Consider the following 25,404-nt stretch of genomic DNA (forward strand, 5'->3'; position numbering starts at 1 on the left):
TTCTATGTCCAAGGTCCTCACCTCTCTTCCGGCCGGCGAGCGCGTCGGCATCGCCTTCTCGGGCGGGCTCGACACCTCGGTCGCGGTCGCGTGGATGCGCGACAAGGGTGCTGTTCCGTGCACCTACACGGCTGACATCGGCCAGTACGACGAGCCCGACATCGCCTCGGTGCCCGGCCGCGCGAAGACCTACGGTGCGGAGATCGCGCGTCTGGTCGACTGCCGGGCCGCGCTGGTCGAGGAGGGCCTGGCCGCGCTGACCTGCGGCGCGTTCCACATCCGCTCGGGCGGGCGGGCGTACTTCAACACGACGCCCCTCGGCCGTGCCGTCACCGGCACGCTGCTGGTCCGGGCGATGCTGGAGGACGACGTCCAGATCTGGGGCGACGGCTCGACCTACAAGGGCAACGACATCGAGCGGTTCTACCGCTACGGCCTGCTCGCCAACCCCCACCTGCGGATCTACAAGCCCTGGCTGGACGCGGTGTTCGTGACCGAGCTCGGCGGCCGCAAGGAGATGTCCGAGTGGCTGGTCGCCCACCAGCTGCCCTACCGGGACTCCACGGAGAAGGCGTACTCCACCGACGCCAACATCTGGGGCGCCACGCACGAGGCGAAGACGCTGGAGCACCTGGACACCGGCCTCGAGACCGTCGAGCCGATCATGGGCGTCAAGTTCTGGGACCCGTCGGTCGAGATCGCCACCGAGGACGTGACGATCGGCTTCGAGCAGGGCCGCCCGGTCACCATCAACGGCAAGGAGTTCGCCTCCGCCGTCGACCTGGTCCTGGAGGCGAACTCCATCGGCGGCCGCCACGGCCTCGGCATGTCCGACCAGATCGAGAACCGCATCATCGAGGCCAAGAGCCGCGGCATCTACGAGGCCCCCGGCATGGCCCTGCTGCACGCCGCGTACGAGCGTCTCGTCAACGCCATCCACAACGAGGACACCCTCGCCCAGTACCACAACGAGGGCCGGCGCCTCGGGCGGCTCATGTACGAGGGCCGCTGGCTGGACCCGCAGGCCCTGATGATCCGGGAGTCGCTGCAGCGGTGGGTCGGCGCGGCCGTCACCGGTGAGGTCACCCTGCGCCTGCGGCGCGGCGAGGACTACTCGATCCTCGACACCACCGGCCCCGCCTTCAGCTACCACCCGGACAAGCTGTCCATGGAGCGCACCGAGGACTCGGCCTTCGGCCCGGTGGACCGGATCGGCCAGCTCACCATGCGCAACCTCGACATCGCCGACTCGCGCGCCAAGCTGGAGCAGTACGCCGGCCTCGGCCTGATCGGCACCGGCAGCCCGACCATCGGCGCCTCGCAGGCCGCCGCGACCGGCCTCATCGGCACCATGCCGGAGCTGCCGCAGGGCGGCGCCGAGGCCATCGCCTCCCGCGGCGAGGTCTCCGAGGAGGACGCGCTGCTGGACCGCGCCGCGATGGAGTCCGGCACGGACTGACACCGGCCGGCACCGGCTGACACCACGGGAAGGCCGGCTCGACGCCCACCGCGTCGAGCCGGCCTTCCGCTGTCTCTCGGTCCGCCTTCCGCTGTCTCTCGGAGAAGTCAGGCTTTCCCCTCCTCCCCCTCCTCCCCTTCCTTCCTCAACTTGTCGAGGATCCGGCCCGCCGTCAGCCGGATGTTGAAGGTGGTGATGGAGGTTTGGCGGGCGTGCGCGATCGCTTCGATCTCGCCGAGCAGGTCCGCCCTGCCGGGTGCGTCGGGCAACTCGCCGTACTCGTCCACGTACCGGTCGATCCCCGACATGGCCTCGTACCGGACGGCTTCCGAGGGATCGTGGAGGTGGGTGACGAAGAGGCGCACGTCGCTGTCCTCGTCCTTGTCCAGGAGGAAGAGGACGGCCGCCCTGACCTCGTCGGACGGGTGGTCGATCAGCCGCCGTACGGCGGGAAGGGTCTCGGGGTAGTTGCGGAGCGCGTCGCGGGTGTGCCGGATGATCGGCTCGTCGGTCGTCAGCAGGCCTAGCAGGGCCTCGGCCCGCAAGCCCCGCCGCCGACGCCGCAGTCTGTGCCGGCCGAGCACGCGCAGACCGTCCACCACTCCGGCCCGTACCCGTTCGTCCGGATCGTGGAGCAGCGCCAGCAGTGTCATGGTGACCCCGGGTGCCGTCAGCTCGGCCAGCGCGGTCGCGGCGGCCGCCCGGACCTCGGGGTGACCGAGACCGGGGCCCGGATCGGGTCCGGGGGTGGTGGCGAGGGCCGCCCTGATCCACTGGACCGCTTCTGGTGTACCGAGGTCGACCAGGGTCTGTACGGCGGTGGGTCCCACTTTCGGATGATCGAGCCAGCGCACGGCGGCGGGCAGCACGCGGGTCTCCCCCCACTTGCCGAGTTTCCAGAGGAGCAGGTAGGCGACATCGCCGTCGGTCTCGGTCTCCAGCGCCGACAGCAGGACGTCGGCCGTGTCCGGCCGACGGTCGTGGAACAGTTCGTACGCGACCGCCCGTCGCACGTGGGGGGACTCGTCACGCAGGCCGGCGAGGAGCGAGTCCCGCATGCGGCGGGTGTGCTCCGAGGGCAGCATGGCCAGCGCTTGAGCGCGAGCGCGACCGTGGCTGTGCTCGGCGATGCGCAGTACCTCGTCCAGGACGGGCTGCTGGCTCAGCGAGGCCGCCAGGGCGGTCCGCGCGGGGCCCCACAGGAGGGGCGAGCTGTCGCCCAACAGCCGTAAGTACACGGCCTTTTCGACGGTCTCGCCCCGCCCGCTCAGCCCGAGCAGCCCGTTGAGCCGCAGATGCCAGTCCGAGTCGTCGTCCAACAGCCGCCGGAACGCCTCGACGACGTCCGGCCCCTGCAACGCCAGCCGCTCGGCGGCGAGCGAGGCCCGACGCCGTACGCCCGTATCCGCGTCCCCCATCAACTCGACGACCACCGGGCCCGCCCCGGTGTCCCCGAGCCGGCCCAGCGCGTCCGCCGCGCCCGCCCGCACCACGGCCTCGGCGTCCCTGGCCGCCGCGACGACGGCCTCGCCGTGCTCAGCCCACCGCCCCAGCCGTCCGAGCCCCTTGACGGCCGCCGCTCTGCGCCCCGGTTCCTCCGCCGACAACTCCCGTAAGAAGAAGGCGATCTGATGCCCGGCGCTGCTCGTGCGACCGCCCCTGCGAGGACCTCTGTCAGGGCCATTGCCCTCACCCATGCGCTCCCCCTCTGGATCCCCGGACTCCCCCGGTCGGAGAGACCCGTCGACGAGAACGACTGTTCCGACAGCTCAGGGGTTGTCCGCGTATACGGCGTATACGGGGCCGACGCGCGGAGCGTGATCAGGAGTCGGCCTGGCCGCCGTCCTGTCGCGTGCTGGAACCGCGGGTGGCCGCCTTGGTCAGTTCGCCGCCGAGCAGGGTGGCCTTGGCCACGCCGCGTGCCCAGCGTGGGGCGTCGCCGCGGGCCGCCCAGTAGACGCAGACGCAGCCGCCGATGGCGAGCAGGACGACGACGGACAGTATGAGCACGAGCATGCTCATTCCTCCTCCGGGGAGTTGGGGTCTTCGGTGAAGGAGGAGCCGGGGCCGGGGCCGAGGCCGGTTCTCCTCGGTGAGCCGGACGATGGAGGGGACGCGTGTGCGCGGGGGCAGGTTCCCATCCTGCCGTTCACCGCCGTACGCGGTAGCGAAGGTGGAGGACCCGGTCGCCCTGGATCACCGTGTGCGGGTCGTCAAGGAGGTGCTGGGCGTCCGTCGAGCCGAAGTAGCGCTTGCCGGAGCCGAAGACGACCGGGACGACGTCCATGGCGACCTCGTCGATCAGGCCGAGCGCGAAGGCCTGGCCGCCGGCGTCGCCCGCCGCCACGCCGACGTCACGGTCCCCGGCGAGTTCCTGGGCCTTGGCGATCGCCTCGGGGACGCCGCCCTCGGGCCCCCGCCGGTGGGACACGACGACGATGTGCTCGTCGACCGGAGGCTCGCCCTCCCAGCCGTTGGTGATGTCGAAGACGTGCCGCCCGACGATACCGACGGCGGTGGCTGTGCGCGGTGGCCGTCGCGACGAGGGAGTGCCGGCAGGGCGGCGGAGCCGGGATGTCAGTGGCGCGCAGTACGTTCCGGCCATGGGCATCTACTTGGTGAGCGTCGGCGCGGAGGATTGGTTCGAGGAGGGGGAGGAGCCCGAGGACGGGTGGGGGCGTGTCGCTTCCGCGCTGAGCGAGGAGCTGGGACGGCGGGGGCTGCCCGCCTACGGGCCGGGGTCGGTGCCGGAGGAGACGGATTTCGTCCGTGGTTCGGGGCTGGCCTTCGAGGAGAAGCTGGTCCCGCGGATGGACGGGTTCGTCCGGCTGTGCGAGGCGCACCTCACGCACGAGGAGACGGAGACCCTGTGCGGGTGGACGGTGCTGGTGCCGTTCTCGCTCGACGACGACATCTGGCTGGACGTCGAGTCCGGCGACGACTCGGGTGACCAGGAGTCAATCATGGTCGCGGGCGCTCCCCAGGTGCTGGCGCTCGCCGAGCGGCTGGCGACGGTCGTGGAGCTGCCGACGGCCGAGGTTCCGGAGCTGTGCGACAACCTCGAGCTGACGATGTGGTTCCTCGACGGATCGGCGCAGGCACTGGCCGCGCGACGGCCGGGCCCGTGGAGCGACGACCTGGACGCGGCCTTCTACGTCGCGCTGTACCTGCGCGCCGCCCAGCACGCGATACGACGTGGCTGCCCGATGGCCTGCTCCTGACGACACCGAGCGGGGTTTTTTTTGCTGTCTGCTCCCGGTGCCGGGCGCGGCCTTCGCCGTCTGCTCCTGATGCCGGGCAACGGCCTTGGCTTCGGTACCTGACGCGGGGCGCGGCCTTGCCGTGGCACCTGCTGCCGGGCGAGGCATTCGCCCTCGGTAGCCGACCTCAACCCTGGCTGTACCCCGCCGACCAGATCGACCGCCTCGACGAAGTCCTCACCGCGGCCGGCGTCCGCCACCGCGGTGAGATCTACGCGGGCGCCCACCACGGCTTCATCCAGGCCGAGACGGCCATGCACAGCCCCGAGGCGACGGAACGCCACTGGACCGCGCTGCTGGGCCTGCTGGGCCTGCTGGGGCGCAATCTCTGAGTCGAACGTAGGTCACCGCGCCCCCGCGACCACCCTCCCCACGAACTCCGCCAGGGTGCGCGTCGCCGTGTTCCGGGCCGTGGCGGCGAAGAGCGGGTCGAGGTGGTTCATGGCCTCGTCGGTCTCGTAGGCGGCGTACGGGACGCGGGACTCGGCGACGACGCGCCGGGCGGCTTCCACGACCGTGCCCTTGGAGTAGCTGGTCTGGAAGGCGTAGAGCGGGATGTCGAGGCCGGCGGCGTGCCGCAGGCGCAGTCCGAGGGAGCGGGCGAGGTCGGTGTCGGCGTAGACGTCGCTCACGTCGAGGTCGACGGAGAGCCGGGCGGGCCAGTACCACTCCCACACGCCCGGCACGGGCCCGGCGTACGCCTCCGCGACCCGCCCGATCGGCGTGATCCCGTCGTCGACCCACCCCCGTACGCCACTGCCGTCACCCACACCCTCGGGGGCGAGGCGCCCGGAGTGGACGCTGATGTCGTTGGGCCAGCCGAACCCGGCGTCGACGAAGGTTCCCAGCAGCGCGGCGTTGGTCACCGGGAACGGCACCCGGAGTGCCTCGGGCACCCGCTCGCGCAGTACGGACCGGCCCTCGGGGTCGTGATGGGCGTACCACCCGGCGAGCTGGTACCAGATCTGTGTGCTCTCCGCCCGGCTGCCCAGCCCGACCCCGCTGAGCGTCATGTCGAAGACCCGGCCCCCGGCGATGGCGGCGAGCCGCTCCCGTACCTCCTCCGGAGAGTCCCGCACGGGTGTCCCGGTCCCCTCGAACGCCCCGCGCACACCCCCGTCGACGACCGCCAGGCCCGCGAGATCCCGGTACCCGGCCCGGCCCCCGAAGTCCCAGGCCGCGTAGGCCAACGCGGTGGTCGCGCCCCAGGAATGCCCGCCGACCACGACCTTCCGCCGCCCACCCGCACGGGCGGCCAGCACGACACACCGCAGATCCTCCAGGGCCCGCTCCAGCCCCCACCCCCCGAAGAACCCCGCCTCGGCCGGCTCCAGCGCCCGGTACCGCCCGTCGAGGTAGTAGCCGACGGGGTCACCGCCCCCGAACCCGCTCCGGTCGGCCAGGTTCTCCTCCCGCCGGTCGACGGCCCACACCTGCACGCCGGGCACCGAGGCCACCAGATCCCGCGCCATCGGCCGGAAGCCGTTGGCCGCCCCGAACATCCCCGGCACCAGCACCACCACGGTCTTCGCGTCCCGGGGCCCCACCTTCAGCACATGCACCCGATCACTCCCGACGGGCCCACCCCCGGCCCCGACGGCGATCGGCACATACGCCTCCCCGCCCCGACCGCCCACCACACCGCGCCGGCCCCCGACCGCCCGAGCGCTCCCCCTCCCGACCCCGGCCCCCGCCAGAGCCAGCCCTCCGGCAACCCCACCACGCAACACAGCTCTACGAGCCAAACGCTCCACCATCTCCGGCCGCCTCCTTGGTAGTTGGGGGGTAACGACACCTTCCCCAGCTTCTCCCGGACGCCGCGCGGGCCCGGCACCGGGGCCTCGGGGCAGACGGTTTCCGGCGGATCGGCGTATGTCGGCGTGTTGCGCACTAGAGTTTCACCTGCGCTGAATGTGCGGCATGTCACATGGGAGTACGTGACGGGCGCAGGGGCCCCGGCATGCCCGTGTGCGGGGATTGGGGGTTTCATGCACGAGATGGTCAAGGGCGCCAACGTGGGGTTGGCGGCGCTGAGCGACAACGTCGACTCGGTGAGCGTGACCCTGGGATGGGCCAGCTCGACCGGTGAGGGCGACGCGGACGTCTCGGTGATGCTGTTGGGCGAACACGGGAAGGTGCGCGGCGACGGCGACTTCTACTTCTACAACAACCCGGTCGCCGCCGACGGAAGTGTGCAGCTCCTGGGCAAGAAGCCCGCGGGGGAGGGCAACGAGGATCAGATCGTCTTCGACCTGACGGCGATCCCGGCCGATGTCGGACGCATCGTCGTCGCCGCGAGCCGGTACGAGGACGCGCACTTCGGTGAACTCGACGACCTCCGGGTGACGTTGGCCGATGGCTCCGGCGAAGGGCTGCTCCGGTTCGCGATCGACGACGCCGGATCGGTGAGCGCGTTCATCTTCGGCGAGCTGTACCGGCGTGAGGGCGAATGGAAGTTCCGGGCCGTCGGCCAGGGCTACGACACCGGCCTTGCGGGTCTCGCCGCGGACTTCGGCGTCGACATCGACGACGACACGGCCGACACCGTCGACGAGCAGGGCGAGAAGTCGGAGACCGCCGAAACCGCCGAGATCGCGGAGATAGCGGGGATCGCTGAATCAGTTGAAACCGCCGAAGCAGCCGCTACGGCCCACACAGCCCATACGGCACCCTCAGGCACGGCAGTGGAGCAGGAATCACCGGTAACGGCCCTTCCCGCCGTGCCCGCGCCGCGACAGCCCGGTGAGGACGCGGAGCCGAAAAAGCAGTCAACACGCCCCCGCACCGCCAAGAAGAAGGTCACGCTGCCCAAGGCGGTGAAGAAGTCCCTCGCGGAGAACGAGTCCTGGAAGGAAGCCAGGCTCTTCCCGGTGTCGGTGCTGAAGAGTGACCGCGACCGTGAGATGCGGGCCACCTCGGTGCTGCTGTCGGTGATGGCGCAGGTGCCGGAGTTCGGCCGGAGACTCACCGCCGCGTTCGGGGCGCCGGCGGGCCGGATGGAGACGTTCACCGAGGTGTCGTTGCCGCACGGGGAGACGCCGAGGCGCCCCGACGGGGTGATCCGGGTCGAGCGGGCCGGCAAGCTGTGGACGGCGCTGGTGGAGACCAAGACCAACGGCAACACCCTCAAGGCCGAGCAGGTGCAGGCGTACATGGACATCGCCGCGCGCCGCGGCTACGAGGCCGTGATCACGCTGTCGAACGACGTCGAGCTGGAGGGCAGTCCGCTCGTCGACGTGAAGATCGACGGTCGGCGCAAGCACAAGGTGGCGCTCCGGCATCTGTCCTGGGCCGAGGTGACTCACCAGGCCCAGATGCTCATCCGGCACGAGGGCGTCGGCAACAGCGCGCATGCGTGGCTGCTCCAGGAGCTCCTGCACTACCTCCAGCACGAGAACTCCGGCTGCCACGGCTTCCAGAACATGGGCGCGGCCTGGGTCCCCGTACGCAACGGCATCGACGACGAGACGCTCTGCCAGGGCGACCCGCGCTCGCTGGAGGTCGTCGAGAGCTGGGAGCGGCTGATCCGTCAGGTCTGCCTGGGCCTCGGTGGTGAACTCGGACAGAAGGTGCTCCCGGTCCGCCGTGCCAAACGCGGCACCGATCCCGGGGTCCGCCGCGCGCAGATGGCCGACCAGCTGTGTCTGGAGGGGAAGTTGCAGTCCGAACTGCGCATCGAGGGGACACCGGGTGTCCTCGCGCTCAGCGCGGATCTGCGGACGGGCAAGCTGCGCACGTCCATCGAGATCCCGGCACCCGAGCAGGGCTACCCGCTGAACTGGACCAAACGTCTGGTCAAGCGGCTGGCGGAGGCTCCGGCGGACCTCCACGTCGAGACGCTCGTCGAGGGCGACACCGGCGGCCCCCGGGGCACGCTGGAACGGCTTCGCCCCGAACCGGCGGACCTGCTCCCGGCGAACGGCGCGCAGATCACCGGTTTCCGGCTGTCCCTCTTCAAGAGCATGGGCAGCACCCGCGGCAACGCCGAGTCCGGCTTCATCCGCAGCGTCAACGACGCCGTCCACCGGTTCCACGACTCCGTCGTCGTCCACCTCGACTGCCCCGCTCCCCGCCGGGCCCCGTCCGCAGAACGGACCGTCACCACCGCCGGCTGACCCGAGCCGGGCCCACACATCAGCCCAGGCGGACCGGCAGTTCGGGTAGGCCTCGGAGGAGGGGGCTGGTTCGCCAGGTGAGCGGGGTGGGGGTGGGGGCCAGGGTGAGGTCAGGGTGGTGTTGGAGGAGGAGGCGTAGGGCGATGGCGGCTTCGGTGCGGGCGAGAGGGGCGCCGAGGCAGTGGTGGAGGCCGTGGCCGAAGGCGAGGTGGGCGCCCGGGCGGCGGGTGAGGTCGAAGCGGTCGGGGGACGGGAAGTGTGCGGGGTCCCGGGAGGCGGCGGCCAGGGAGATCTGGACGGCGTCGCCCGGGGAGACCGGGGTCTCCGCGAGGACCAGCGGTTCGGCGGCGAAGCGCAACGCCGTGCCGTGGACGGGGCAGTTGTAGCGGAGGGATTCCTCCACGGCCGCACCGGTGAGGGTGAGGTCCGCGCGCAGGGCCGCCAGTTGGTCGGGGTGCGTGAGCAGGCTGTGGACGGTCGCGGAGATGAGGTTCACCGTCGTCTCGTGGCCCGCGACCAGGATGAGGAAGGCCATGCCCAGGAGCTCCTCGGAGGAGAGGGTCCCGGGGTCGGTCGACGCCAGTTCGCTCAGCAGCAGGTCGTCCGGGGCGGCGCGTTTTCGGGCGATCAGGTCCGTGAGGTAGTCCGTGAGGGCCGCGGCCGCGCCTGCCCCCGCCTCCGGCGACGTCGGCATCACCAGCTCCGTCGACCAGTCGTGGAAGACGGTCCGGTCGGTGTCGGGGACGCCCAGCAGCTCGCAGATCACCGCCACGGGGAGCGGCAGCGCGTACCGGCTCACCAGGTCCACCGTGCCCTGGGCGGGCAGCTCCGCCAGCAGGTCGGTCGCCATCTCCTCGATCCGGGGGCGTAACGCCGCCGTGCGGGCGGGGGTGAAGTACGCCGCCACCGTCTGGCGCAGACGGGTGTGCTGCGGCGGGTCGCTCTGGAGCATGTTGACGCCGATCGCGTGCCCGCCGTCCGTGTTCCAGGCCGAGTGGCGGATGTCGTTGCTCAGTCGGGCGTCCGTCAGCGCGGCCCGCGCGGCGTCCCGGCTCACCACCAGCCAGCAGTCCCCCGTGTGCGGGATGTGCACCCGGTGCACGGGGCCCTTCGCCCGCAGAGCCGCGTACACCGGGTGCGGGTCGGTCGCGAAGTCGTGGCCGTCGGGGGCCAGTTCGTCCAGCGTGGGTGCTCGCATGACCTGGTCGTCGCCTTTCGGTTCGCGGGAGTCGGCGGGAGGGGACGGGGGCGGGAAGGGGAGGGGGCAGGGGGTCAGGGCAGGGGGTTGGGGGCGCCGGTTCGGCTGGGCGCCTCCGATGGTCCCTCGGGTTCCCCGGTCGCGGCCCGCCAGTTATATGGGGAGTACTCCCCGTTTTTGGCCGACGATAGCATCGGGGTATCAGCGCCGGGGAGCGGTCCCCGCTTGTCGCGGAGGATGAGGATGATCGTCGGTGCGGACCGTGCGACGCCGCCGCCACGGCGGCGGGACGCGCAGCGCAACCGGGAACTGCTGGTGGCGGCGGCCCACGAGGTGTTCACCGAGCAGGGGCTCGACGCGCCGCTGGATGTGATCGCCCGCCGGGCCGGCGTGGGGAACGCGACGCTCTACCGGCACTTCCCGACCCGCGCCGCGCTCATCGACGCCGTCTTCCACGACCAGCTCACGGACACGATGGCCGTCGGCGAGCGCGTCCGTGACGCGCCGGACGCCTGGTCCGGGCTGAACGAGTACCTCGGGGCGGTCTTCGGCACGCTGTCCGCCGACCGCGGCACCAACGACCTCATGACCACCCATGTGCGGGGCGTCGGCGTCCTCGAGGCCGTGCACGAGCACAACCGGCGGACCCTCGACCACCTGCTGGGGCGCGGCCGCGACGAGGGCACCGTCCGCCCGGACGTCACCACCGAGGACGTCCTCTTCGCCCTCGCCGCCCTCGGCCGCGCCGTCCCCGCCCTCACCACCGCCACCACCCCCGACGCCTGGCGCCGCCCCCTCGCCCTCCTCCTCGACAGCCTGAGAACCCCACAGCGTCCGGGCACACCGCCGCCGCCCCTACCCGGCACCGCCCTCACGGCCACTCAACTCGGGGACGTGCTTGAGGAGTTGGGGCCTCATCGGGGGGCGAGGGGATAGAGGCGGCGGCGGTTCAGGTGTCGGTGGCGCTCACCCCTCCTCGTCGAGTGTGATCGCCGCCGCCGGGCAGACCGCCGTGGCCTCCCGGACGGCCGGGCGGTGGGACGGGGCGGGCCGCTCGTCGAGGAGTACGACGATGCCGTCCTCGTCCCGCTGGTCGAAGATCTCGGGGGCGATGAGCACGCACTGGCCGGCGCCGCAGCACTTCGCCTCGTCGACGTGGACCTTCATGGGGGCTTCCCTTCTCACCAGCGCACCGGGACCTCGCGCAGGCCGCCGACGAGGAGGCCCTCCACTTTGCGCAACTCGTCGGCGCGGACGGCGAGTTCGAGGGTGGGGAGCTTGCGGAGGAGGATTTCCAGGACGACCTGGAGCTCGGTGCGGGCGAGGGCCTGGCCCAGGCAGGAGTGGGGGCCGGCGCCGAAGGTGAGGTGCGGGTTGGGGCTGCGGGTGAGGTCCATCTCGTCGGGGGAGGCGAAGGCGCGGTCGTCCCGGTTGGCGGAGGACATGCCACAGAACACGGTGGTGCCGCTGGGCAGCAGCTCCCCGTCGAGGTCCACGTCCTCGCTCAGAAAGCGCCGCATGCCGAAGGCGCCGAGGTTGGCGTCGAAACGCAGTACCTCCTCGACCGCCGTACGGACCAACGACGGGTCGGCGAGCAGCTGCTCCCAGCGGCTCCGGTCGGCCAGCAGCAGCGCGGCCATCTTGCCGATCATGTTCGCGGTGGTCTCGTGACCGGCGACCAGCAGCCCCATGCCGGTGGCGAGGAGTTCGGCGTCGGTCAGCCGCTCGTTCTCCGGCAGCGCCGCGCTCTCCACGATCAGCATGCTGAGCAGGTCCTCACCCGGCTCGGCCCGCTTCTCGGCGACGAGTTCGGCCATGTACCGCGCGAACTCGGTGAACGCCGTCGCCGTCTCCTCCTTCGAGAAACGGCTGACGTTCAGGAACGCGTCGGACCAGTGCGAGAACCGGTCCCGGTCCTTTGCCGGCGCGCCGAGCAGATCACAGATGACGTAGACCGGGAGCGGGAAGCCCAGCGCGGCCTTGAGGTCGCCGGGCTGCCCGCGCTCGACCATCTCGTCGATCAGGGTCTCGGCGATCTTCGCCATGCCGGGGCGCAGGACGGCCATGCGCTTCGCCGTGAAGTACCGGCCGACCTGGCGCCGCCAGCGCAGATGCGGTTCGCCGCTCTCCGGGATCGACAGCGCGTACTCGGAGTTCGCGTCGGCCGCGACGCCGCCCGCGCCGTCCGCGGAGATCCGCGCGGTGTCGTCCCCGGCGCGCGGCCGGGAGAAGCGGGGGTCGGACAGGAGGGCCCGGACGTCGGCGTACCGGCTCACGAACTTCGCCCGGTCACCGCTCGGCAGCTCGACCGTCGCCACCGGGCACTGCGCGCGCAGCCGTTCCCATTCGGCGGGCGGGTCCAGTGGGCCGGCGCTCGGCATCGGCAGCCGGACCACCCCCACCGTCTCGCCGTCCCGGCTCCTCTCGGTCTGGTTCGTCCCGTCGGTCTCGTGCCGGCTCGTTCCTGCCTGGGCCATCTCGACATCTCCTAGTGCGGGGGGGGGAGGGAGGAGGGAGGGAGGCGGGAATGCACGCTACACGGTGAGTGCATGATGCATCAATGGTGCATCATGCACTCACCCTGCATGGCGCAATTTCGACGTAGGGTGTGGGGTCCATGGAGGTCGGACAGACAGGAGGGACCGGCGTGGATGCCCGAGAGGCGGGGGAGCGCATCGAGCGGGAGCTGCTGATCCTCACGCGCAACCGCGAGACGTCGACGCCCCGCGGCGTCCGCGACGGCGGGGCCCTGGACCGCAGCGCCTACGTCCTGCTCAGCAGGCTGGAGGCCCAAGGGCCCATGTCCATCCCGGACTTCGTGGAGGCGTTCGGGTTCAACGCGTCCACGTTCACCCGGCAGACCTCGGCGCTTCTGCGCGACGGCCTGGTGGAGCGGACCCTCGACCCCGACGGGGGAGTGGCCCGTAAGTTCCGGATCACCGACCAGGGGTCGGCGCGCCTCGCCGCGCAGCGCGAGGAGTTCGTCACCGGCCTCACGGGCGTCATCGCCGACTGGCCCGCCGAACGCCTCCAGCGCTTCGTCGCCGACCTGGAGCAGTTCAACACCGACATCGAACGTATCAGCGGACGTTCTTGGCCACGGCCCCTGGCCGGGGAGCGCTGACAGAGCGGGCGCCGGGTGCCTGGCGGGGTGCCGGGCGGCGGGGGCCGGGGCAGTAGGGGGCTGGCCGCCGTACGACGGTCAGCCCACGTGCGTGCGGGAAGCCCGCCTCGGTGGGGCGGCACCCGCAGGGCCGTCTACGTACGCGGGGCCGTTTCACCCGCAGGGCCGCCTGCGCGGGCACGACCGTTTGCCCGCAGGCGACCGTCTGCCCGCGAGTGCCCGCAGGCGACCGTCTGCCCGCGAGTGCCCGCAGGCGACCGTCTGCCCGCGAGTGCCCGCAGGCGACCGTCTGCCCGCGGGCGATCGTCTGCCCCAGTGCGGCTCATTCACGGCCCGTACGGCCGGACAGCGCCCTTGCCGCTAACCAGCCGCTGGGCCGCCGGTCGTCAGCTCACGCACACGATGCCGAGCAGGCACAGGCCCGACGGGGAGGTCGTCGCCGTGTCGGAGCTCGAACCGTCCGATGTGCCGGTGCCGGTGCCGGTGCCGGTGCCGGAGTCCGTGCCGCTTCCCGAGTCCGCGCCGGTGTCGGTACCGGTGCTCGTGCCGGAGCCGGAGCCGGAGCCGGAGCCCGTGCTCGTGTCCGTCGAGGTGCCCGAGCCCCCGGTGGCCGGCGGCGTGGTCGGCTCGTCCGTCGGCGTGGCGGTGTCCGTGACCGTCTTGTCGGCGGTGGAGGACTCGGTGCCCTGCCGCTGGGTGGACGGCGACGACGCGGCCGTACGTGGGGAATCGCGGTTTCCCGCGCGGGAGTTCGGCGCCCCGGCGGCGGAGCGGTCGCGCGAGGTGTCGCCGGACGGTGACCACGTCGTGGGCGTGTCCGAGGTACGCCGCGTGTCGTCGGTCTCCGTTGCCGACGTACGGCCACGCTGCGAGCCCTGCTCCTCGACGCCGCCCAGGGTCTCGGCGTCCGGTGCCGTGGCCGCCTGGGTGCGGTCGGTGGACTGCCGGTCCATCCCGACGACGGTCAGCCCGCCGCCGACCAGCGCGACGGCGGTGGCGACCACGGCCCGGCGCTGGTTCTTCTTCCACCGTGCCAACTGGCGCCGCCGCGCCGCCCGGCCCTGCGACACCGCCGGCACGCCCTCCACGTCCACGTCCACGTCCTCGACACCGGACGCGTCCGCGAGCTCGGCGCCCGCCACCGGCCCGTCCGTCGCGAACGCGTCCGTCGCGAACCCGTCCGCCGGTGAGCCGCCGTGCCAGGCGCCGCCCGTCGCCCCGTACTCCCAAGTCGCCGCGGGCAACGGCGCGGCCGGTGTCGTCGGTGGCATCGGGAGCATCACCGACCCCGTGGCCGTCCCGGTCGCCCGGGACGGGACGCGGCTGTCGACCGTGGCCGGGGCTATGTCGGGGGCGTAGGCGCCGCAGCCGGGGCACACGAGGGCGCCGTTGAGATGTCGGCGACATGAGGAGCAGTAGTCCATCGAGGTCTTCCTGTGTTGGCATGCCGTCGACCCGCCGGGCCGCGGCCCGGTCACGTCACGTTCGCACGTGGGATCGAGCGGATCGAGCGGTCAGCAACGCTAACGAGCCATTCTCAGGGCTGTGTGCAGGCTGTGTGACGCTCCTGAGTGGATCCTCGGGGGACTTGGAACCGGTTCCGCAGGGATGCGCTGCCATGTGTTTGAGCCGTGCTCGCCACACCTTTTGTCGAATTCCGCATCAACAGGCAACCCCGGAACACCATTTACCAATCTCTTAGATTGCTCACAGGGTGAACGGTCCGGGCTCGTCCGGCTCCGGGGCGCGTGGGGTGCGCCCGTACTGCCGGCAGATCGGTCGTCGTCCGTGGGCTGTCCAGTCCGATGCCACTGACCATGGCACTCGCAGACGAGGAACCGATGACCAGCCAGATCACCAGTCCGAACAGCCCGAACAGCCCGGGGACCGAGGGGACGGCCGAGGGGGCGACCGGCCCGACGGGCGGCCGGGACCGCCGCGGCCGTCTGAAGCGCCCGGGTCTCGCCGCCCTGGCGTCGCTCACCGTGGTGGCCGCCTTGGCCGGTGCCGCCCCCGGCGCCGGTGCCGCGCCCGCCGCGACGCCCGGAAAGCCGCAGCTCAAGCTGATCGCCGCGTCGAACTCCGTCACGCTCACCCGCTACGAGTGGGACGAGGGTGTCCACCTCCAGCTGGGGACGTACGTCTCCGTCGACAACGCGCCGCTGGAGTTCCAGGTGACGCGGAAGTCGTACAAGGACCCGATCGTCGCCAAGCAGATCCTCCGCGACGGCAAGACCACCAAGACGAAGACCCTGCCCAAGGGGACCGTCGACGACTTCTCCGGGCTGAAGGGCTTCCTGGAGATCTCGGTCAAGAACGCGGCCGGAGAGGAGGTCGTGAAGAGCGAGGGCAACTTCTGCCCGAACAACGCCTCCGGCCGGATCCGCCCGGACGCCCCGGCGACCAACCACTATCCGCAGAGCTGCTCCACCAACCCGTGGACGCTCGGCTCGGTGTGGGGCGTCGAGAAGGGCTGGGCCACCAACACCACCAGCTGGGACTACGACAGGGGCGGCGTCGACCTGCCGGCCGGCGAGTACACCGCCCAGGTCGGGGTGGCGAAGAAGTACCGCGACCTGTTCGGCATCCCCAACGACCGTCCCACCATCAAGGTGACGGTGCGGGAGGAGAAGACCGAGGAGGGAGGCGAGGGCGAGGGCCTGGCCCCGTCGAAGTCCTCGTCGTCCACCCACCACGGCGGAGCTCACGGCGGCGACCACGCCGCGCAGTCGGCCCCGGCCGGTCAGCCGACCCCGGACAACCCCCACTACGGTCCGCGCGGCGCCGACGCCCCGACGCCGCCCGAGCTGTCGTACGCCCTCAAGGACCGGGGCCTCGCCCACCACCTCGGCGACGGCAAGGGCCACACCGACGGCTCCCGCATCGCGCCCGCCCTGAAGGCCGCCCCCAAGCGTCCCACCGGCAAGGCGGGTGCCCCGGCGAACATCCCCAAGCCCGACCTGCGGTCCCTGCCCGCCTGGGACATCGCCATCACCGACGGCGAGGACGGCGACGCACCGGGCAAGGACTACCTCGCCTTCAGCGCCAACGTCTGGAACGCGGGTCCCGCGCCCCTCGTCGTCGACGGCTTCCGCAAGCCGGGCGCGGACCTGATGGACTCGTACCAGTACTTCTACGACGCGAAGGGCAAGCAGGTCGGCTACGCGCCCGCCGGCACCATGGAGTGGGACCCGCGCGAGGGCCACGAGCACTGGCACTTCACGGACTTCGCCAGCTACCGCCTGCTCAGCGCGGACCAGACCAAGGAGGTGCGCTCCGGCAAGGAGGCGTTCTGCCTGGCCAACACCGACGCCATCGACTACACGGTGAAGAACGCCAACTGGCACCCGGAGAACACCGACCTGTCCACCGCGTGCGGTTCGCAGGACGCCATCAACGTCCGTGAGGTCCTCGACGTCGGCTCCGGCGACACGTACACCCAGTACCGTCCCGGCCAGTCCTTCGACATCACGGACCTGCCGAACGGCACGTACTACATCCAGGTCATCGCCAACCCGGAGAACCGTCTCCAGGAGGCCAACCACAAGAACAACATCGCCCTGCGCAAGGTGATCCTCGGTGGCACGGAGGGCGCCCGCACGGTCGAGGTCCCGCCGCACCACCTCATCGACGCCAAGTAACAGCGGCTGCTCCGTCCACGACGGCACGAACCCCCAGGCCCGCGCCTGGGGGTTTCGTCGTACGAGGAGCCGCGATCGGGGTTACGCCTTGACCGCCCCGCGACCTTCGTCCGCTCGCCCGCTCCGCCGGGCCTCCGGTGCCCGCGCCCCCGGCGTGCGTGGTGAGGCCGCTCAGAGTGCCGAAGGGGCGGCGTCAGCGGCGCAGGCGGGTGTTGAGCCGGGCGGCCTGGCGGGTCAGGTGGGCGACTTCGGCGAGGTTGGGGGCCTTCTGGGCGGCCTCCACGTACAGCCGGGCCGCCGTGGCCAGGTCGCCGTCGCGTTCGTGGAGGTAGGCGGCGACGGCGGTGTGGCGGGGCAGGGAGTCGTCGAGCGCGGCGAGGGCCGCGAGCCCGGCGCGCGGTCCGTCGGCCTCACCGACCGCCACCGCGCGGTTGAGGCGGACGACCGGGTTGTCGGTCAGGCGCACCAGCTCGTCGTACCACTCCACGATCTGCACCCAGTCGGTCTCCTCGGCGGTGGGCGCGTCGGCGTGGAGGGCGGCGATGGCGGCCTGGGCCTGGAACTCGCCCAGCCGGTCGCGGGCGAGGGCCGCTTGCAGGATCTCGACGCCCTCGGCGATCGACGCGGTGTCCCACCGGCCGCGGTCCTGCTTGGCGAGGGGTACGAGCCCGCCGTCGGGCGCGGTCCGGGCGGCCCGCCGGGCGTGGTGCAGCAGCATGAGGGCGAGCAGCCCCGCCACCTCGGGGTGGTCGATCGCGGCCGCGAGCTGCCGGGTGAGCCGGATGGCCTCGGCGGCGAGGTCGACGTCGCCGGAGTAGCCCTCGTTGAAGACCAGGTAGAGGACGCGCAGCACGGTGGCGACGTCGCCGGGCTGGTCGAACCGCACACCGGAGACGGTGCGCTTGGCCCGGCTGATCCGCTGGGCCATGGTCGCCTCGGGGACGAGATAGGCCTGGGCGATCTGGCGGGTGGTGAGTCCGCCGACGGCGCGCAGGGTGAGCGCGACCGCGGACGACGGCGTCAGCGACGGGTGGGCGCACAGGAAGTAGAGCTGGAGCGTGTCGTCCGCGCCGGGCGCGGGCCCGGGCGCCGGCTCCTCGTCGACGCGGTCCTCCCGCCGGCGGCGGGCGGTGTCCGCGCGGGCCTGGTCGAGGAACTTGCGCCAGGCCACGGTGACCAGCCAGCCCTTCGCGTCCCGCGGCGGGTCGGCGGGCCAGACGCGGACCGCCTCGACCAGCGCGTCCTGCACGGCGTCCTCGGCCGCCGCGAAGTCGGCTCCGCGGCGGACGAGGACGGCGAGCACGCTCGGTGTGAGGCGCCTGAGCAGGGCCTCGTCCATCTGGGACACCGGTCGGGTCACTCCGTGATGGTGGGCGGCGCGGTCAGGAAGGGGCGCACCTCCAGCCACTCGTGGATCGGCTTCCCGCCCGCCCCGGGAGCGGCGGACAGCTCCCCGGCCAGCTCCACCGCGCGCTCCCGGCTGTCGACGTCGATCACCATCCAGCCGGCGATGAGGTCCTTGGTCTCGGCGAACGGGCCGTCGGTCACCGGCGGGCGCCCCTCACCGTCGTACCGGACCCACATCCCCTCGGGGGCGAGCGCCTGACCGTCGACGAACTCGCCGGTCTCCTCCAGCCGGGCCGCGAAGTCGTTCATGTACTGCACGTGCGCCGAGATCTCCTCCGGCGTCCACCGGTCCATCGGCACGTCGTTGACGGCGGCCGGGGCGCCGCGGTAGTGCTTCAGCAGCAGGTACTTGGCCATCGTGATCTCTCCTCGGTGGATGCGACCCATTGTGGTCGCGTTCACCCCTGGGACGGAGCCGGTCACGGGTTCTCGACATCGTCGGCCGAACTTTTTTCGCTCGTTCGGGCCGAAGCGGTTCTTTCCACCTCGGGGCGGGGGTTCGGGGGTTCGGGGTCCGCGGGTTGGGGGGCGGAGGTTCGCGCGAGTCCTTTCCGGCTGTCGATGGTCGATGTCAGTGGGTGGCGCTAGCGTGCGGGAGACATCAGTCCGGCATGCGTCAGGGGGACACCATGACCACACTCGAAGGCCGACCGAACACCGCACTCCTCGTCGTCGATGTGCAGCGCGACGTCGTACAGGAGGCCCACGAGCGCGACGCGGTCGTGGCGAACGTGGCCGCGCTGGTCGAAGGGGCGCGGCGGGGCGGGGTCCCCGTTGTCTGGGTGCAGCATTCCGACGAGGACCTGGTGAAGGGGAGCGACGGCTGGCGGATCGTCCCCGAGCTGACCCCGGGCGCTGCCGAACCGCTCGTCCACAAGAGCCACGGCGACTCCTTCGAGGACACCACGCTCGAGGCGGTGCTCGCGGGTCTCGGGGTCGGTCGGCTGCTCGTCGCCGGCGCGGAGACCGACGCCTGCATCCGCTCGACGCTGCATGGCGCGCTCGTCAGGGGGTACGACGCGACGCTGGTCGCCGACGCCCACACCACCGGGGACAAGTCGGCCTGGGGCGCGCCGTCCCCGGACCAGGTCATCGCCCACACGAACCTGTACTGGACGTACCAGACGGCGCCGGGACGGACGGCCGGGACGGTCGAGACCAAGGACGTGGACTTCGACGGGTCCTGAAACCGCCAAGCCCAGCCGTGGGTGGGTCACGTCGTGCCGCGGACCTTCAAGCTCGGTGTCAGGACGATAGGGGGTGGCAGTTCGCCCGCGAGGAGTTGGTCGACCTGGTGGATGGCCAGTTCGCCCAGCCGTCGCTTGTCGAGGTGGAGGGTGGTCAGCGGCGGGTCGACCAGATCGACGACGCTCAGCCCGTCGTAGCCGACCAGTGCGCAGTCGTCCGGTACCTGGACGCCGAGCCGGCGGGCGGCCCGGAGCGCGCCGATCGCGACCAGGTCGTTGAAGGCGACCACGGCGGTGAGGTCCGGGCGCGCGGCGTACAGCGCCTCGAACGCGGCGGCGCCCCCGGCCGGGGACTGCTCGCCCATGACGATCCAGCCCTCGTCGACGGGCAGCGCGTGTTCGCCGGCGACTTCGAGGAAGGTGCGGTGCCGGACCATCGGGGCGCTCACGCACTCGCAGTCGATCATGCCGATCCGGCGGTGGCCCCGGTCGACGAGGTGCTGCATCCCGGCCCGGATTCCGGCCGCGGTGTCGATGTGGACCAACGCGTGGTCCGACGAGTCCAGCCCGCGATCGACCACGACCAGCGGCACGGTGCCCACGTACGGCTCCAGCTGCGCATCGGGATGGCTGATGTAGCCGACAAGAGCGTCGACCTGTTGGCCGAGTGAGCGGACCAGGGCCAGCTCCCGGGACCGATCGTTCTCGGTGCTGGCCACGAGCACCTGCCAGTCGCGTTCGTCCGCGGCCGCGATCACTCCTGCCACGAACTCCGGGAAGAAGGGGTTGACCACGTCGGGGACGATGAGCCCGACGGACACGACGTCCGGGCGGGCCAGCCCCCGGCCGAACCGGCTGGGCCGGTACCGCAACCGCTTGGCGACATCGAGCACGCGTTGCTGAGTACCCGGGTCGATCTCCCCCTTGCCGTTGATCGCCCGGGAGACGGTCTGATGGGACACGCCTGCCGCCTGGGCAACGTCGCGGAGCGTGACGCGCTTGACGGCTCCCACACCCCGCGTCCGCTGGTCTTCCGTTTCCCGCTGTCTGGCCACGCTGCCCACTCACTTCTGTTCCTGTGCCGCCCTGTGTCCAAGTCAACCAGGCTCCCCGGTCAGCCGCGCCATCACCAGCCCCGGCGCTGCCACGAGAGCGAGGCGGCGCCCGAACGCCACCGGCGGATCGTGAGCCGTCCGGCGGCGGGCCGTTGACGGAATCCGCGCCCCTGGGCAAGAATCCGTTAACGGTCACGTTAACGGTAACGGAGCAAGCGAAGGAGAGCACAGTGGCTTCTCTGAGGGGCCCTCTACCGCACGAACCCCACCCGATGTTCCGTGGCGTGTTCCACAGCTGGCACGCGAAGGCCGACGTCTTCTCGGCGCTGCCGGACGCACCCGTGGAGCCGGATGATCCGCGGCCTTGGTGGCGCCGACCGAGGGTGCGGCGGCAGAAGCCGAGCAGCGGTGGATCTTCGCCCGGTCGGTCCACGGCGCGTCCCCGGGGCTGTCCTGTTCCCAGTGGGGATGGCCGGAGCTGACAAGAATCCGGCGATCCCCCTGAACAGGCCCTCGGACCGGTTGTGCCGGCCCGAGGGCCTCCCCTCGTCGGGTCAGTTCAGCCGATCCAGGCGTTGGCCTCTGCTCTCCGCGACGCGGAGAGCAGAGGCCAACGCCTCGGTCAATCGCTCGGCGAGGAAACGGAGTTCGCCCTGGGGGGTGTCCGCGAGCAGGTTCTGGGCGTGGGCGAGCAGTTCGGTGCCCATGCCCAGCTGGATGGATTCCGTGGCGTCGGCCAGGCGGGAGACCGGCCCGCCCCGGTCGTCGGTGATCAGATAGCAGAGCTTGCCGTCCGCCCCCGCCCACGGCAACAGGCGCCCCAAGACCGCCGGTTGGGGCTCTTCGATGCTCGCGTCCATCAGGCGACCTCCATCCCGTGGATCCAGTAGGGGCCCGGCATGTCCAACCCCAGGGCGGCCATGGCCAGTTCGCGGTGTCGATGGCGTTGTTCGTCGGCGGTGACGTAGGGCCGTACGGCCACGGTGGCGGCGCCGTCGAGCGGGGTGTCCACGTCCAGGCCGTACGGGCTCCGGTGGGTGGGGAGGGGTGAGGGCGCAGGTGGTGCGAGGGGGGCGGTCGGGTGCGTGGGGTGGTGGTGCGTGGTTCGGCGGTGCCTGCCGGGTGGGGTGGGGGTGAGCAGAAGGCTCAGCCAGGCGATGAGGCGCCCGATACAGTCGGCCATGTCGTCAACTCCGTTTGCATGTGTTGGTGGCCGTGCCCTGGGGCGGGTGCATCCGTCGCCGGGGCTTTTCATGGTCACCGTACCGAAGGCAATCTAGGCATGCTAGGGATTACAAGAAGTTCACGGCAGTCCATGAATCGCACAAGAGTCCAGGCATGCCCATAATGGAGCGGTGATCGAGTTCGCTCCAGACATCCCTCGCTGGCGCCAGGTGGCCAAGGTGATTCGTGGCCGGATCGCAGACGGCACCTACGGGCCGCGCACGCGTGTCCCTTCAGTCGTACAGCTCACGTCCGAGTTCGGAATCGCCAACGCGACGGCGCACAAGGTTCTCCGGGCGCTGCGCGAGGAAGGCCTCACGTACACCGAACCCGGCCTCGGCTCCTTCGTATCCCAGCGCCCCGCGGAGTCGAAGAGTGAGAGTGAGCCGGAGCGTTAGTACGGCCGTCCGCTACGCCATCTCGGCAGCGGAGTCGCCCCACGACCGCGTAGCCGGAAGCCGCGGTCGTCGACTGAACGGCTCCCCGTCCTAATCGGCGAGAAGTACGAACGATGTCTGCGTCTTGGCGAATCCCGGAGCTTCGACTGTCACCAAATACGTCCCTGCCTCCGCCGATCCCGCTGGAGGTGTTGCGCAGTCAGGAGCGCTCGGTCTGCGGTTCCAGGGGACGGCGTCCGTCACGCCGCTGCCGGCGGGTACCCGGAATACCAGGCTCTCGGAGGTGACGGGACAGTCGTCGGAGGACCAGTAGGGGGCGTCGCCATCTGCTGGGGTGATCGTCAGGACCGTGTTCTCCGGACCGAGATCAACCGTGCAGTCGCTGCCGGAGGAGTTACGGGCGGCCAGCTCCAGGGCCGGATTCTTGCCGGGCTCGTAGGCGTTTTGGAGGCTGCGCACCGTCAGCTTCACGGCACTCGCGGTGCAAGCGGGGAGCATGGAGCCGGCGGACGCGTGGGCCCCCGCTGTCTCTGAGCTGCCGAAGCCATCCTTGCTCTCGCCCGTGACATCGGATTTTTCCTGCCGACTCGGATCCTTGCTCGGGGAAGGCATGGAGCCGGAGGACTTCGGCGTCAGGGATGCCTCGGGTCCGGCCTTGCTCGACTTTCCGCCACCGTCGTTGTTGCCGTTGAAGGTGACCCCTTCCCAGAACAACGCGCCGAGAAGGCCAAGCAGCGCCAGCGTGAAGAGCACTCGCCAGCCCGACCGGGGACGGCGTCTCCGCTCTAGAGGTTCGGAGACGTTGGCCCCGACGCTCATCGTCGCACTGTCGTAAATTGCCGTCTTCGTGGTCGTGCCCGAAGGGGACGGGCGAGCGGCACCGAGCGTCGGCGTCCCGGGCAAGGGCAGGAAGAAGAAAGTGTCGGACGGGATGTCGGTGACGACCCGTAGAGTCTGTACCTCCCCTTTCTTTCGGTACGCCTTGTGCAGCTCTGCCATCCGGTCCTGGACGGCTTCTTCGAACTCGCTGAGACTGAGCGCGGCGGAATCCGGGTGAACGGAAAGGACATCCGACACCGAACGGGAGAAGATGCTGAACGATTCGCCCGGCCCGATACCGGCGGCCCCGTCGACGGGCGACTCATGTGGACGTACGAAGAGTGCGAGCTGCGCCGGCGAGCAGGCATACACATAAGCCACTTTGCGGCGCAGCGCGGCACTGATCTTCTGGCGACTCCATTGCTTGACGCCGGTGACTCCCATCGTTTCCTGCTCGATTCCCTCCCGGCAGGCATCGATCAAGAAGACGACGTGGTCGGCAGGTGTCTCGTCGAGGTGCTGACGCCAGTCGATGGCCACGCACCCCGACTCGAAGGGGTGAGTGTCCTCGTCGATGTCCTCCGGTACGAGGTAGTCGCGCCCTTTGGCGTGCACACCGTGCCCGCTCAGCAGTACGAGCAAGGTGTCGCCGGGGCGGGCGCGTCTGAGGAAGCCGGCGACCCGAGCGTTCACATAGTTCGCTGAGACCTGCTTGCCGCCCTCTCGGCCTGCCAGGATCTGTACCTCGTCGAAACCGCGGTCTTCGAGTGCTGCTCCGAGACGGGCGAGGTCGCGGGGGATGAAGGGAAGTGACGAGACCCCGCGCATCTCGTAGTCACTGGCCCCGATGAGTAAAGCTCTGTAACGCCCCATCACACGCCGGTCACTGCTTGAAGACCAACACGATGCCGTGGCTGCGCTGCGCCTGCGCGGTACCGATGAACTGCACGCCACCACTCGCGGTCACCTGGAAGGACAGGTGCGCCTCCCGCAGCGGCAGAGTCCCTCCTTGCGCGGCGGCCTCGGCGAACACCTGCTGCAACGCCTCCACGGCCTCGGCGAGGTTCCTGCGCAAGGGTCCCAGAGGCACCTGGCGCAGTCGCGTCTCGGCGCTTCCACCGCCGAACAGGCCCATGGAATCGTCCCCGTCCTCAAGCTGGTCGTCGTACGACACCCAGAACGGCAGTGCTGGCTCATGGGACGGTTCGACAGCCGAGGTCACGGATCCCCCTAGGTCAGAGAAAGGCAAGCCAACTCTACGAAGACGAAGGGCGGTTCATGGCCTACGCCCGAAAATAGGGAACTGCTTCTTGCCGTCGCAGGGATTGCGGGCTTCGCCTACGCCAGGACGGGCAGGGGGAGCCGCCCCGTTCACCGTGGGCCTGAGCAGCGCCACGGTCGCCCCGCTCCGGCTGGTCGCCAACACGCACAGGCGAAGCACCAGGAAGCGTCCCAAACCGGCGAGGCCGGAGGCGCTCAGGTTGGGGAAGGCCTGATCACGGGGCGGTTCCGTCGTCTAGCTCCGCTTGGCCGTCATCTCCGCCTGCTCCCGTGTCGACCATCCTGTGGCGAATGCTGCCCCCGTCGTCGTGACCGCTCCCGCTGGCGCGCCGAGCGCTGCGGCCAACCCTGCATCCATGAGGCAATCTGGCAGGCGGGGCCTTTAGCCCAGGAAGTCAAGGGCCTTGGTGATCCGGGCTCTCGCGTCCGCGCCGTGCACAGCGATGCGGGACAGTTCTGCGAACGCCTTCAGGTACGTGCGGATCTCGCCGGGGGCCGTGATGTTGACCTCGGCTGTCAGCGTCTCCAACGCCACCTGGGCATCGTCGAAGGCGTAGAAGGCTTCCAGCGGCCACACGGTGCGACGGGCCGTGAAGGGGATGATCCCGAGAGACACATTCGGCCGCGACATGATGTCCAGTAGGTACCGGAGTTGGGCGGTCATCGCCGCGTGGCCGCAGACCCGGTAGTAGAGCACCGTCTCTTCAAGCAGCAGGGCGAAGCGGTGATGGCCTTCATGGACGACGCGGGAGCGGTTCAGGCGCGCCTGTACGGCGTCGGCTACGTCGTCGGGGGTGCCCTGGAAGTCCGTGATGGACCGCAGGAGGCCCGTCGCGTAGTCGGCGGTCTGGAGCATGCCAGGGACCACGTTCGAGGCGTAGACGCGGAAGTGATCCGTGCGCTCGTACAGCGGGACGGTCTTCTCGTGGACGCGCCGCATGCCGTCGTGGTGGATCTGCCGCCATTGCACGTACATGGATTCGGCGGTACGTGAGGCGGCGATCAGGTCCGCTGCCTGATCTTCGGCATCGCATGCCCGGCACCATGCCCGTATGTCGTCGTCGGAGGGGACGGTCTTGGCGCGTGCGATGCGGGACGCCTTCGACTTGTGCCAGCCGCATCGCTGCGCCAGCTCGTACCCGCTCAGCCCCGCGTCCTTCTTGATCTCATCCAGGCGGGTCGCGATGGCCACACGGGCAGCCTGGGCGGTGGACAGCGGGGACGTGGACATGAACT

At 70.9% G+C, this 25,404-nt stretch carries 24 protein-coding genes and 1 pseudogene; 9 read left to right on the forward strand and 16 right to left on the reverse strand.

Features of this window, described 5'->3' with window-relative positions; genetic code table 11:
• The first annotated feature begins 4 nt into the window (after positions 1-4).
• Complete coding sequence (gene argG / locus ACWD26_RS36430; RefSeq protein ID WP_451276701.1) at positions 5-1,459, forward strand: argininosuccinate synthase; 1,455 nt, start codon at positions 5-7, stop codon at positions 1,457-1,459.
• Positions 1,460-1,566: 107 nt separating this feature from the next.
• Here argG and ACWD26_RS36435 read toward each other — a convergent pair whose 3' ends face one another.
• The 3 genes and pseudogenes from ACWD26_RS36435 to ACWD26_RS36445 all read right to left on the reverse strand — a co-directional run.
• Complete coding sequence (locus tag ACWD26_RS36435; protein WP_451276703.1) at positions 1,567-3,156, reverse strand: HEAT repeat domain-containing protein; 1,590 nt, start codon at positions 3,154-3,156, stop codon at positions 1,567-1,569.
• Positions 3,157-3,280: 124 nt separating this feature from the next.
• A complete protein-coding gene (locus tag ACWD26_RS36440) occupies positions 3,281-3,475 on the reverse strand; it encodes a hypothetical protein (protein ID WP_451276705.1) in 195 nt (64 codons plus the stop codon).
• 133 nt (positions 3,476-3,608) lie between these two features.
• Positions 3,609-3,995 (reverse strand): annotated as a pseudogene (locus tag ACWD26_RS36445) (dihydrofolate reductase family protein); the annotation flags it as partial.
• A 67-nt stretch (positions 3,996-4,062) separates the two neighbouring features.
• Here ACWD26_RS36445 and ACWD26_RS36450 point away from each other — a divergent pair.
• Both ACWD26_RS36450 and ACWD26_RS36455 read left to right on the forward strand, forming a co-directional pair.
• The gene (locus tag ACWD26_RS36450; protein ID WP_451276706.1) at positions 4,063-4,680 is read left to right on the forward strand and encodes a hypothetical protein; all 618 of its coding nucleotides are present in this window, start codon (positions 4,063-4,065) and stop codon (positions 4,678-4,680) included.
• Positions 4,681-4,796: 116 nt separating this feature from the next.
• Positions 4,797-5,051, forward strand: a complete 255-nt coding sequence (locus ACWD26_RS36455; protein ID WP_451276708.1) for a dienelactone hydrolase family protein — start codon at positions 4,797-4,799, stop codon at positions 5,049-5,051.
• Positions 5,052-5,063: 12 nt separating this feature from the next.
• Here the strand turns inward: ACWD26_RS36455 and ACWD26_RS36460 are convergent, their stop codons facing one another.
• On the reverse strand, positions 5,064-6,281 hold the full coding sequence (locus ACWD26_RS36460; RefSeq protein WP_451276710.1) for an alpha/beta hydrolase: 1,218 nt from the start codon (positions 6,279-6,281) through the stop codon (positions 5,064-5,066).
• 426 nt (positions 6,282-6,707) lie between these two features.
• On the opposite strand from ACWD26_RS36460, the gene ACWD26_RS36465 reads away from it, so the two are divergent.
• Positions 6,708-8,834, forward strand: a complete 2,127-nt coding sequence (locus ACWD26_RS36465) for a TerD family protein (RefSeq protein ID WP_451276712.1) — start codon at positions 6,708-6,710, stop codon at positions 8,832-8,834.
• Between the two features lie 19 nt (positions 8,835-8,853).
• On the opposite strand, the gene ACWD26_RS36470 is transcribed toward ACWD26_RS36465, so the two are convergent.
• A complete protein-coding gene (locus tag ACWD26_RS36470; protein ID WP_451276714.1) occupies positions 8,854-10,032 on the reverse strand; it encodes a cytochrome P450 family protein in 1,179 nt (392 codons plus the stop codon).
• A gap of 243 nt (positions 10,033-10,275) precedes the next feature.
• On the opposite strand from ACWD26_RS36470, the gene ACWD26_RS36475 reads away from it, so the two are divergent.
• Complete coding sequence (locus tag ACWD26_RS36475; RefSeq protein WP_451276716.1) at positions 10,276-10,968, forward strand: TetR/AcrR family transcriptional regulator; 693 nt, start codon at positions 10,276-10,278, stop codon at positions 10,966-10,968.
• 30 nt (positions 10,969-10,998) lie between these two features.
• Here the strand turns inward: ACWD26_RS36475 and ACWD26_RS36480 are convergent, their stop codons facing one another.
• Entirely contained in the window at positions 10,999-11,199 is a 201-nt protein-coding gene (locus ACWD26_RS36480; protein ID WP_451276718.1) for a ferredoxin, read from the reverse strand.
• A 14-nt stretch (positions 11,200-11,213) separates the two neighbouring features.
• Positions 11,214-12,413: a cytochrome P450 gene (locus ACWD26_RS36485; protein WP_451276800.1), complete on the reverse strand. Its 1,200-nt coding sequence runs from the start codon at positions 12,411-12,413 to the stop codon at positions 11,214-11,216.
• 266 nt (positions 12,414-12,679) lie between these two features.
• Between ACWD26_RS36485 and ACWD26_RS36490 the strand changes: the two genes are divergently transcribed.
• Positions 12,680-13,156, forward strand: a complete 477-nt coding sequence (locus ACWD26_RS36490) for a MarR family winged helix-turn-helix transcriptional regulator (protein WP_451276720.1) — start codon at positions 12,680-12,682, stop codon at positions 13,154-13,156.
• Positions 13,157-13,542: 386 nt separating this feature from the next.
• On the opposite strand, the gene ACWD26_RS36495 is transcribed toward ACWD26_RS36490, so the two are convergent.
• Positions 13,543-14,580, reverse strand: a complete 1,038-nt coding sequence (locus ACWD26_RS36495; protein ID WP_451276722.1) for an SCO2400 family protein — start codon at positions 14,578-14,580, stop codon at positions 13,543-13,545.
• A 393-nt stretch (positions 14,581-14,973) separates the two neighbouring features.
• Between ACWD26_RS36495 and ACWD26_RS36500 the strand changes: the two genes are divergently transcribed.
• Positions 14,974-16,797, forward strand: coding sequence for a lysyl oxidase family protein (locus ACWD26_RS36500; RefSeq protein WP_451276724.1), 1,824 nt, complete (start codon positions 14,974-14,976; stop codon positions 16,795-16,797).
• Positions 16,798-16,990: 193 nt separating this feature from the next.
• Here the strand turns inward: ACWD26_RS36500 and ACWD26_RS36505 are convergent, their stop codons facing one another.
• Both ACWD26_RS36505 and ACWD26_RS36510 read right to left on the reverse strand, forming a co-directional pair.
• Positions 16,991-18,136: an RNA polymerase sigma factor gene (locus ACWD26_RS36505; protein ID WP_451276802.1), complete on the reverse strand. Its 1,146-nt coding sequence runs from the start codon at positions 18,134-18,136 to the stop codon at positions 16,991-16,993.
• A 17-nt stretch (positions 18,137-18,153) separates the two neighbouring features.
• The gene (locus tag ACWD26_RS36510; protein WP_451276726.1) at positions 18,154-18,561 is read right to left on the reverse strand and encodes a YciI family protein; all 408 of its coding nucleotides are present in this window, start codon (positions 18,559-18,561) and stop codon (positions 18,154-18,156) included.
• Positions 18,562-18,833: 272 nt separating this feature from the next.
• On the opposite strand from ACWD26_RS36510, the gene ACWD26_RS36515 reads away from it, so the two are divergent.
• On the forward strand, positions 18,834-19,391 hold the full coding sequence (locus ACWD26_RS36515) for an isochorismatase family protein (protein WP_451276728.1): 558 nt from the start codon (positions 18,834-18,836) through the stop codon (positions 19,389-19,391).
• Between the two features lie 26 nt (positions 19,392-19,417).
• On the opposite strand, the gene ACWD26_RS36520 is transcribed toward ACWD26_RS36515, so the two are convergent.
• The 3 genes from ACWD26_RS36520 to ACWD26_RS36530 form a co-directional block, all read right to left on the reverse strand.
• Positions 19,418-20,455, reverse strand: coding sequence for a LacI family DNA-binding transcriptional regulator (locus ACWD26_RS36520; RefSeq protein ID WP_451276730.1), 1,038 nt, complete (start codon positions 20,453-20,455; stop codon positions 19,418-19,420).
• A 545-nt stretch (positions 20,456-21,000) separates the two neighbouring features.
• Positions 21,001-21,306 carry a hypothetical protein gene (locus ACWD26_RS36525; protein WP_451276732.1) on the reverse strand — a complete coding sequence of 102 codons (306 nt, stop codon included), beginning with the start codon at positions 21,304-21,306 and terminating at the stop codon, positions 21,001-21,003.
• Complete coding sequence (locus ACWD26_RS36530) at positions 21,306-21,629, reverse strand: hypothetical protein (RefSeq protein ID WP_451276734.1); 324 nt, start codon at positions 21,627-21,629, stop codon at positions 21,306-21,308. The genes ACWD26_RS36525 and ACWD26_RS36530 overlap by 1 nt, the downstream gene beginning before the upstream one ends.
• A 172-nt stretch (positions 21,630-21,801) precedes the next feature.
• Between ACWD26_RS36530 and ACWD26_RS36535 the strand changes: the two genes are divergently transcribed.
• On the forward strand, positions 21,802-22,068 hold the full coding sequence (locus tag ACWD26_RS36535; RefSeq protein ID WP_451276736.1) for a GntR family transcriptional regulator: 267 nt from the start codon (positions 21,802-21,804) through the stop codon (positions 22,066-22,068).
• A gap of 90 nt (positions 22,069-22,158) precedes the next feature.
• On the opposite strand, the gene ACWD26_RS36540 is transcribed toward ACWD26_RS36535, so the two are convergent.
• The 3 genes from ACWD26_RS36540 to ACWD26_RS36550 form a co-directional block, all read right to left on the reverse strand.
• A complete protein-coding gene (locus ACWD26_RS36540; RefSeq protein ID WP_451276738.1) occupies positions 22,159-23,760 on the reverse strand; it encodes a caspase family protein in 1,602 nt (533 codons plus the stop codon).
• Between the two features lie 10 nt (positions 23,761-23,770).
• Positions 23,771-24,109 (reverse strand): Pepco domain-containing protein, encoded by a 339-nt coding sequence (locus ACWD26_RS36545; protein ID WP_451276740.1) that lies wholly within the window; start codon positions 24,107-24,109, stop codon positions 23,771-23,773.
• A gap of 441 nt (positions 24,110-24,550) precedes the next feature.
• Positions 24,551-25,399, reverse strand: a complete 849-nt coding sequence (locus ACWD26_RS36550; protein ID WP_451276742.1) for a helix-turn-helix domain-containing protein — start codon at positions 25,397-25,399, stop codon at positions 24,551-24,553.
• Positions 25,400-25,404: the final 5 nt, after the last annotated feature.

The organism is Streptomyces sp. NPDC002787 (assembly GCF_053592095.1).

Bases quoted from the DNA above. Each gene is read 5' to 3' on its own strand.
- ACWD26_RS36495 (WP_451276722.1), bottom strand. From the start codon at position 14,580: ATGGACTACTGCTCCTCATGTCGCCGACATCTCAACGGCGCCCTCGTG.
- ACWD26_RS36505 (WP_451276802.1), bottom strand. From the start codon at position 18,136: ATGGACGAGGCCCTGCTCAGGCGCCTCACACCGAGCGTGCTCGCCGTC.
- ACWD26_RS36485 (WP_451276800.1), bottom strand. From the start codon at position 12,413: ATGCCGAGCGCCGGCCCACTGGACCCGCCCGCCGAATGGGAACGGCTG.
- ACWD26_RS36525 (WP_451276732.1), bottom strand. From the start codon at position 21,306: ATGGACGCGAGCATCGAAGAGCCCCAACCGGCGGTCTTGGGGCGCCTG.
- ACWD26_RS36515 (WP_451276728.1), top strand. From the start codon at position 18,834: ATGACCACACTCGAAGGCCGACCGAACACCGCACTCCTCGTCGTCGAT.
- ACWD26_RS36470 (WP_451276714.1), bottom strand. From the start codon at position 10,032: ATGCGAGCACCCACGCTGGACGAACTGGCCCCCGACGGCCACGACTTC.
- argG (WP_451276701.1), top strand. From the start codon at position 5: ATGTCCAAGGTCCTCACCTCTCTTCCGGCCGGCGAGCGCGTCGGCATC.
- ACWD26_RS36540 (WP_451276738.1), bottom strand. From the start codon at position 23,760: ATGGGGCGTTACAGAGCTTTACTCATCGGGGCCAGTGACTACGAGATG.
- ACWD26_RS36450 (WP_451276706.1), top strand. From the start codon at position 4,063: ATGGGCATCTACTTGGTGAGCGTCGGCGCGGAGGATTGGTTCGAGGAG.
- ACWD26_RS36440 (WP_451276705.1), bottom strand. From the start codon at position 3,475: ATGCTCGTGCTCATACTGTCCGTCGTCGTCCTGCTCGCCATCGGCGGC.
- ACWD26_RS36475 (WP_451276716.1), top strand. From the start codon at position 10,276: ATGATCGTCGGTGCGGACCGTGCGACGCCGCCGCCACGGCGGCGGGAC.
- ACWD26_RS36530 (WP_451276734.1), bottom strand. From the start codon at position 21,629: ATGGCCGACTGTATCGGGCGCCTCATCGCCTGGCTGAGCCTTCTGCTC.
- ACWD26_RS36480 (WP_451276718.1), bottom strand. From the start codon at position 11,199: ATGAAGGTCCACGTCGACGAGGCGAAGTGCTGCGGCGCCGGCCAGTGC.
- ACWD26_RS36550 (WP_451276742.1), bottom strand. From the start codon at position 25,399: ATGTCCACGTCCCCGCTGTCCACCGCCCAGGCTGCCCGTGTGGCCATC.
- ACWD26_RS36510 (WP_451276726.1), bottom strand. From the start codon at position 18,561: ATGGCCAAGTACCTGCTGCTGAAGCACTACCGCGGCGCCCCGGCCGCC.
- ACWD26_RS36465 (WP_451276712.1), top strand. From the start codon at position 6,708: ATGCACGAGATGGTCAAGGGCGCCAACGTGGGGTTGGCGGCGCTGAGC.
- ACWD26_RS36435 (WP_451276703.1), bottom strand. From the start codon at position 3,156: ATGGGTGAGGGCAATGGCCCTGACAGAGGTCCTCGCAGGGGCGGTCGC.
- ACWD26_RS36500 (WP_451276724.1), top strand. From the start codon at position 14,974: ATGGCACTCGCAGACGAGGAACCGATGACCAGCCAGATCACCAGTCCG.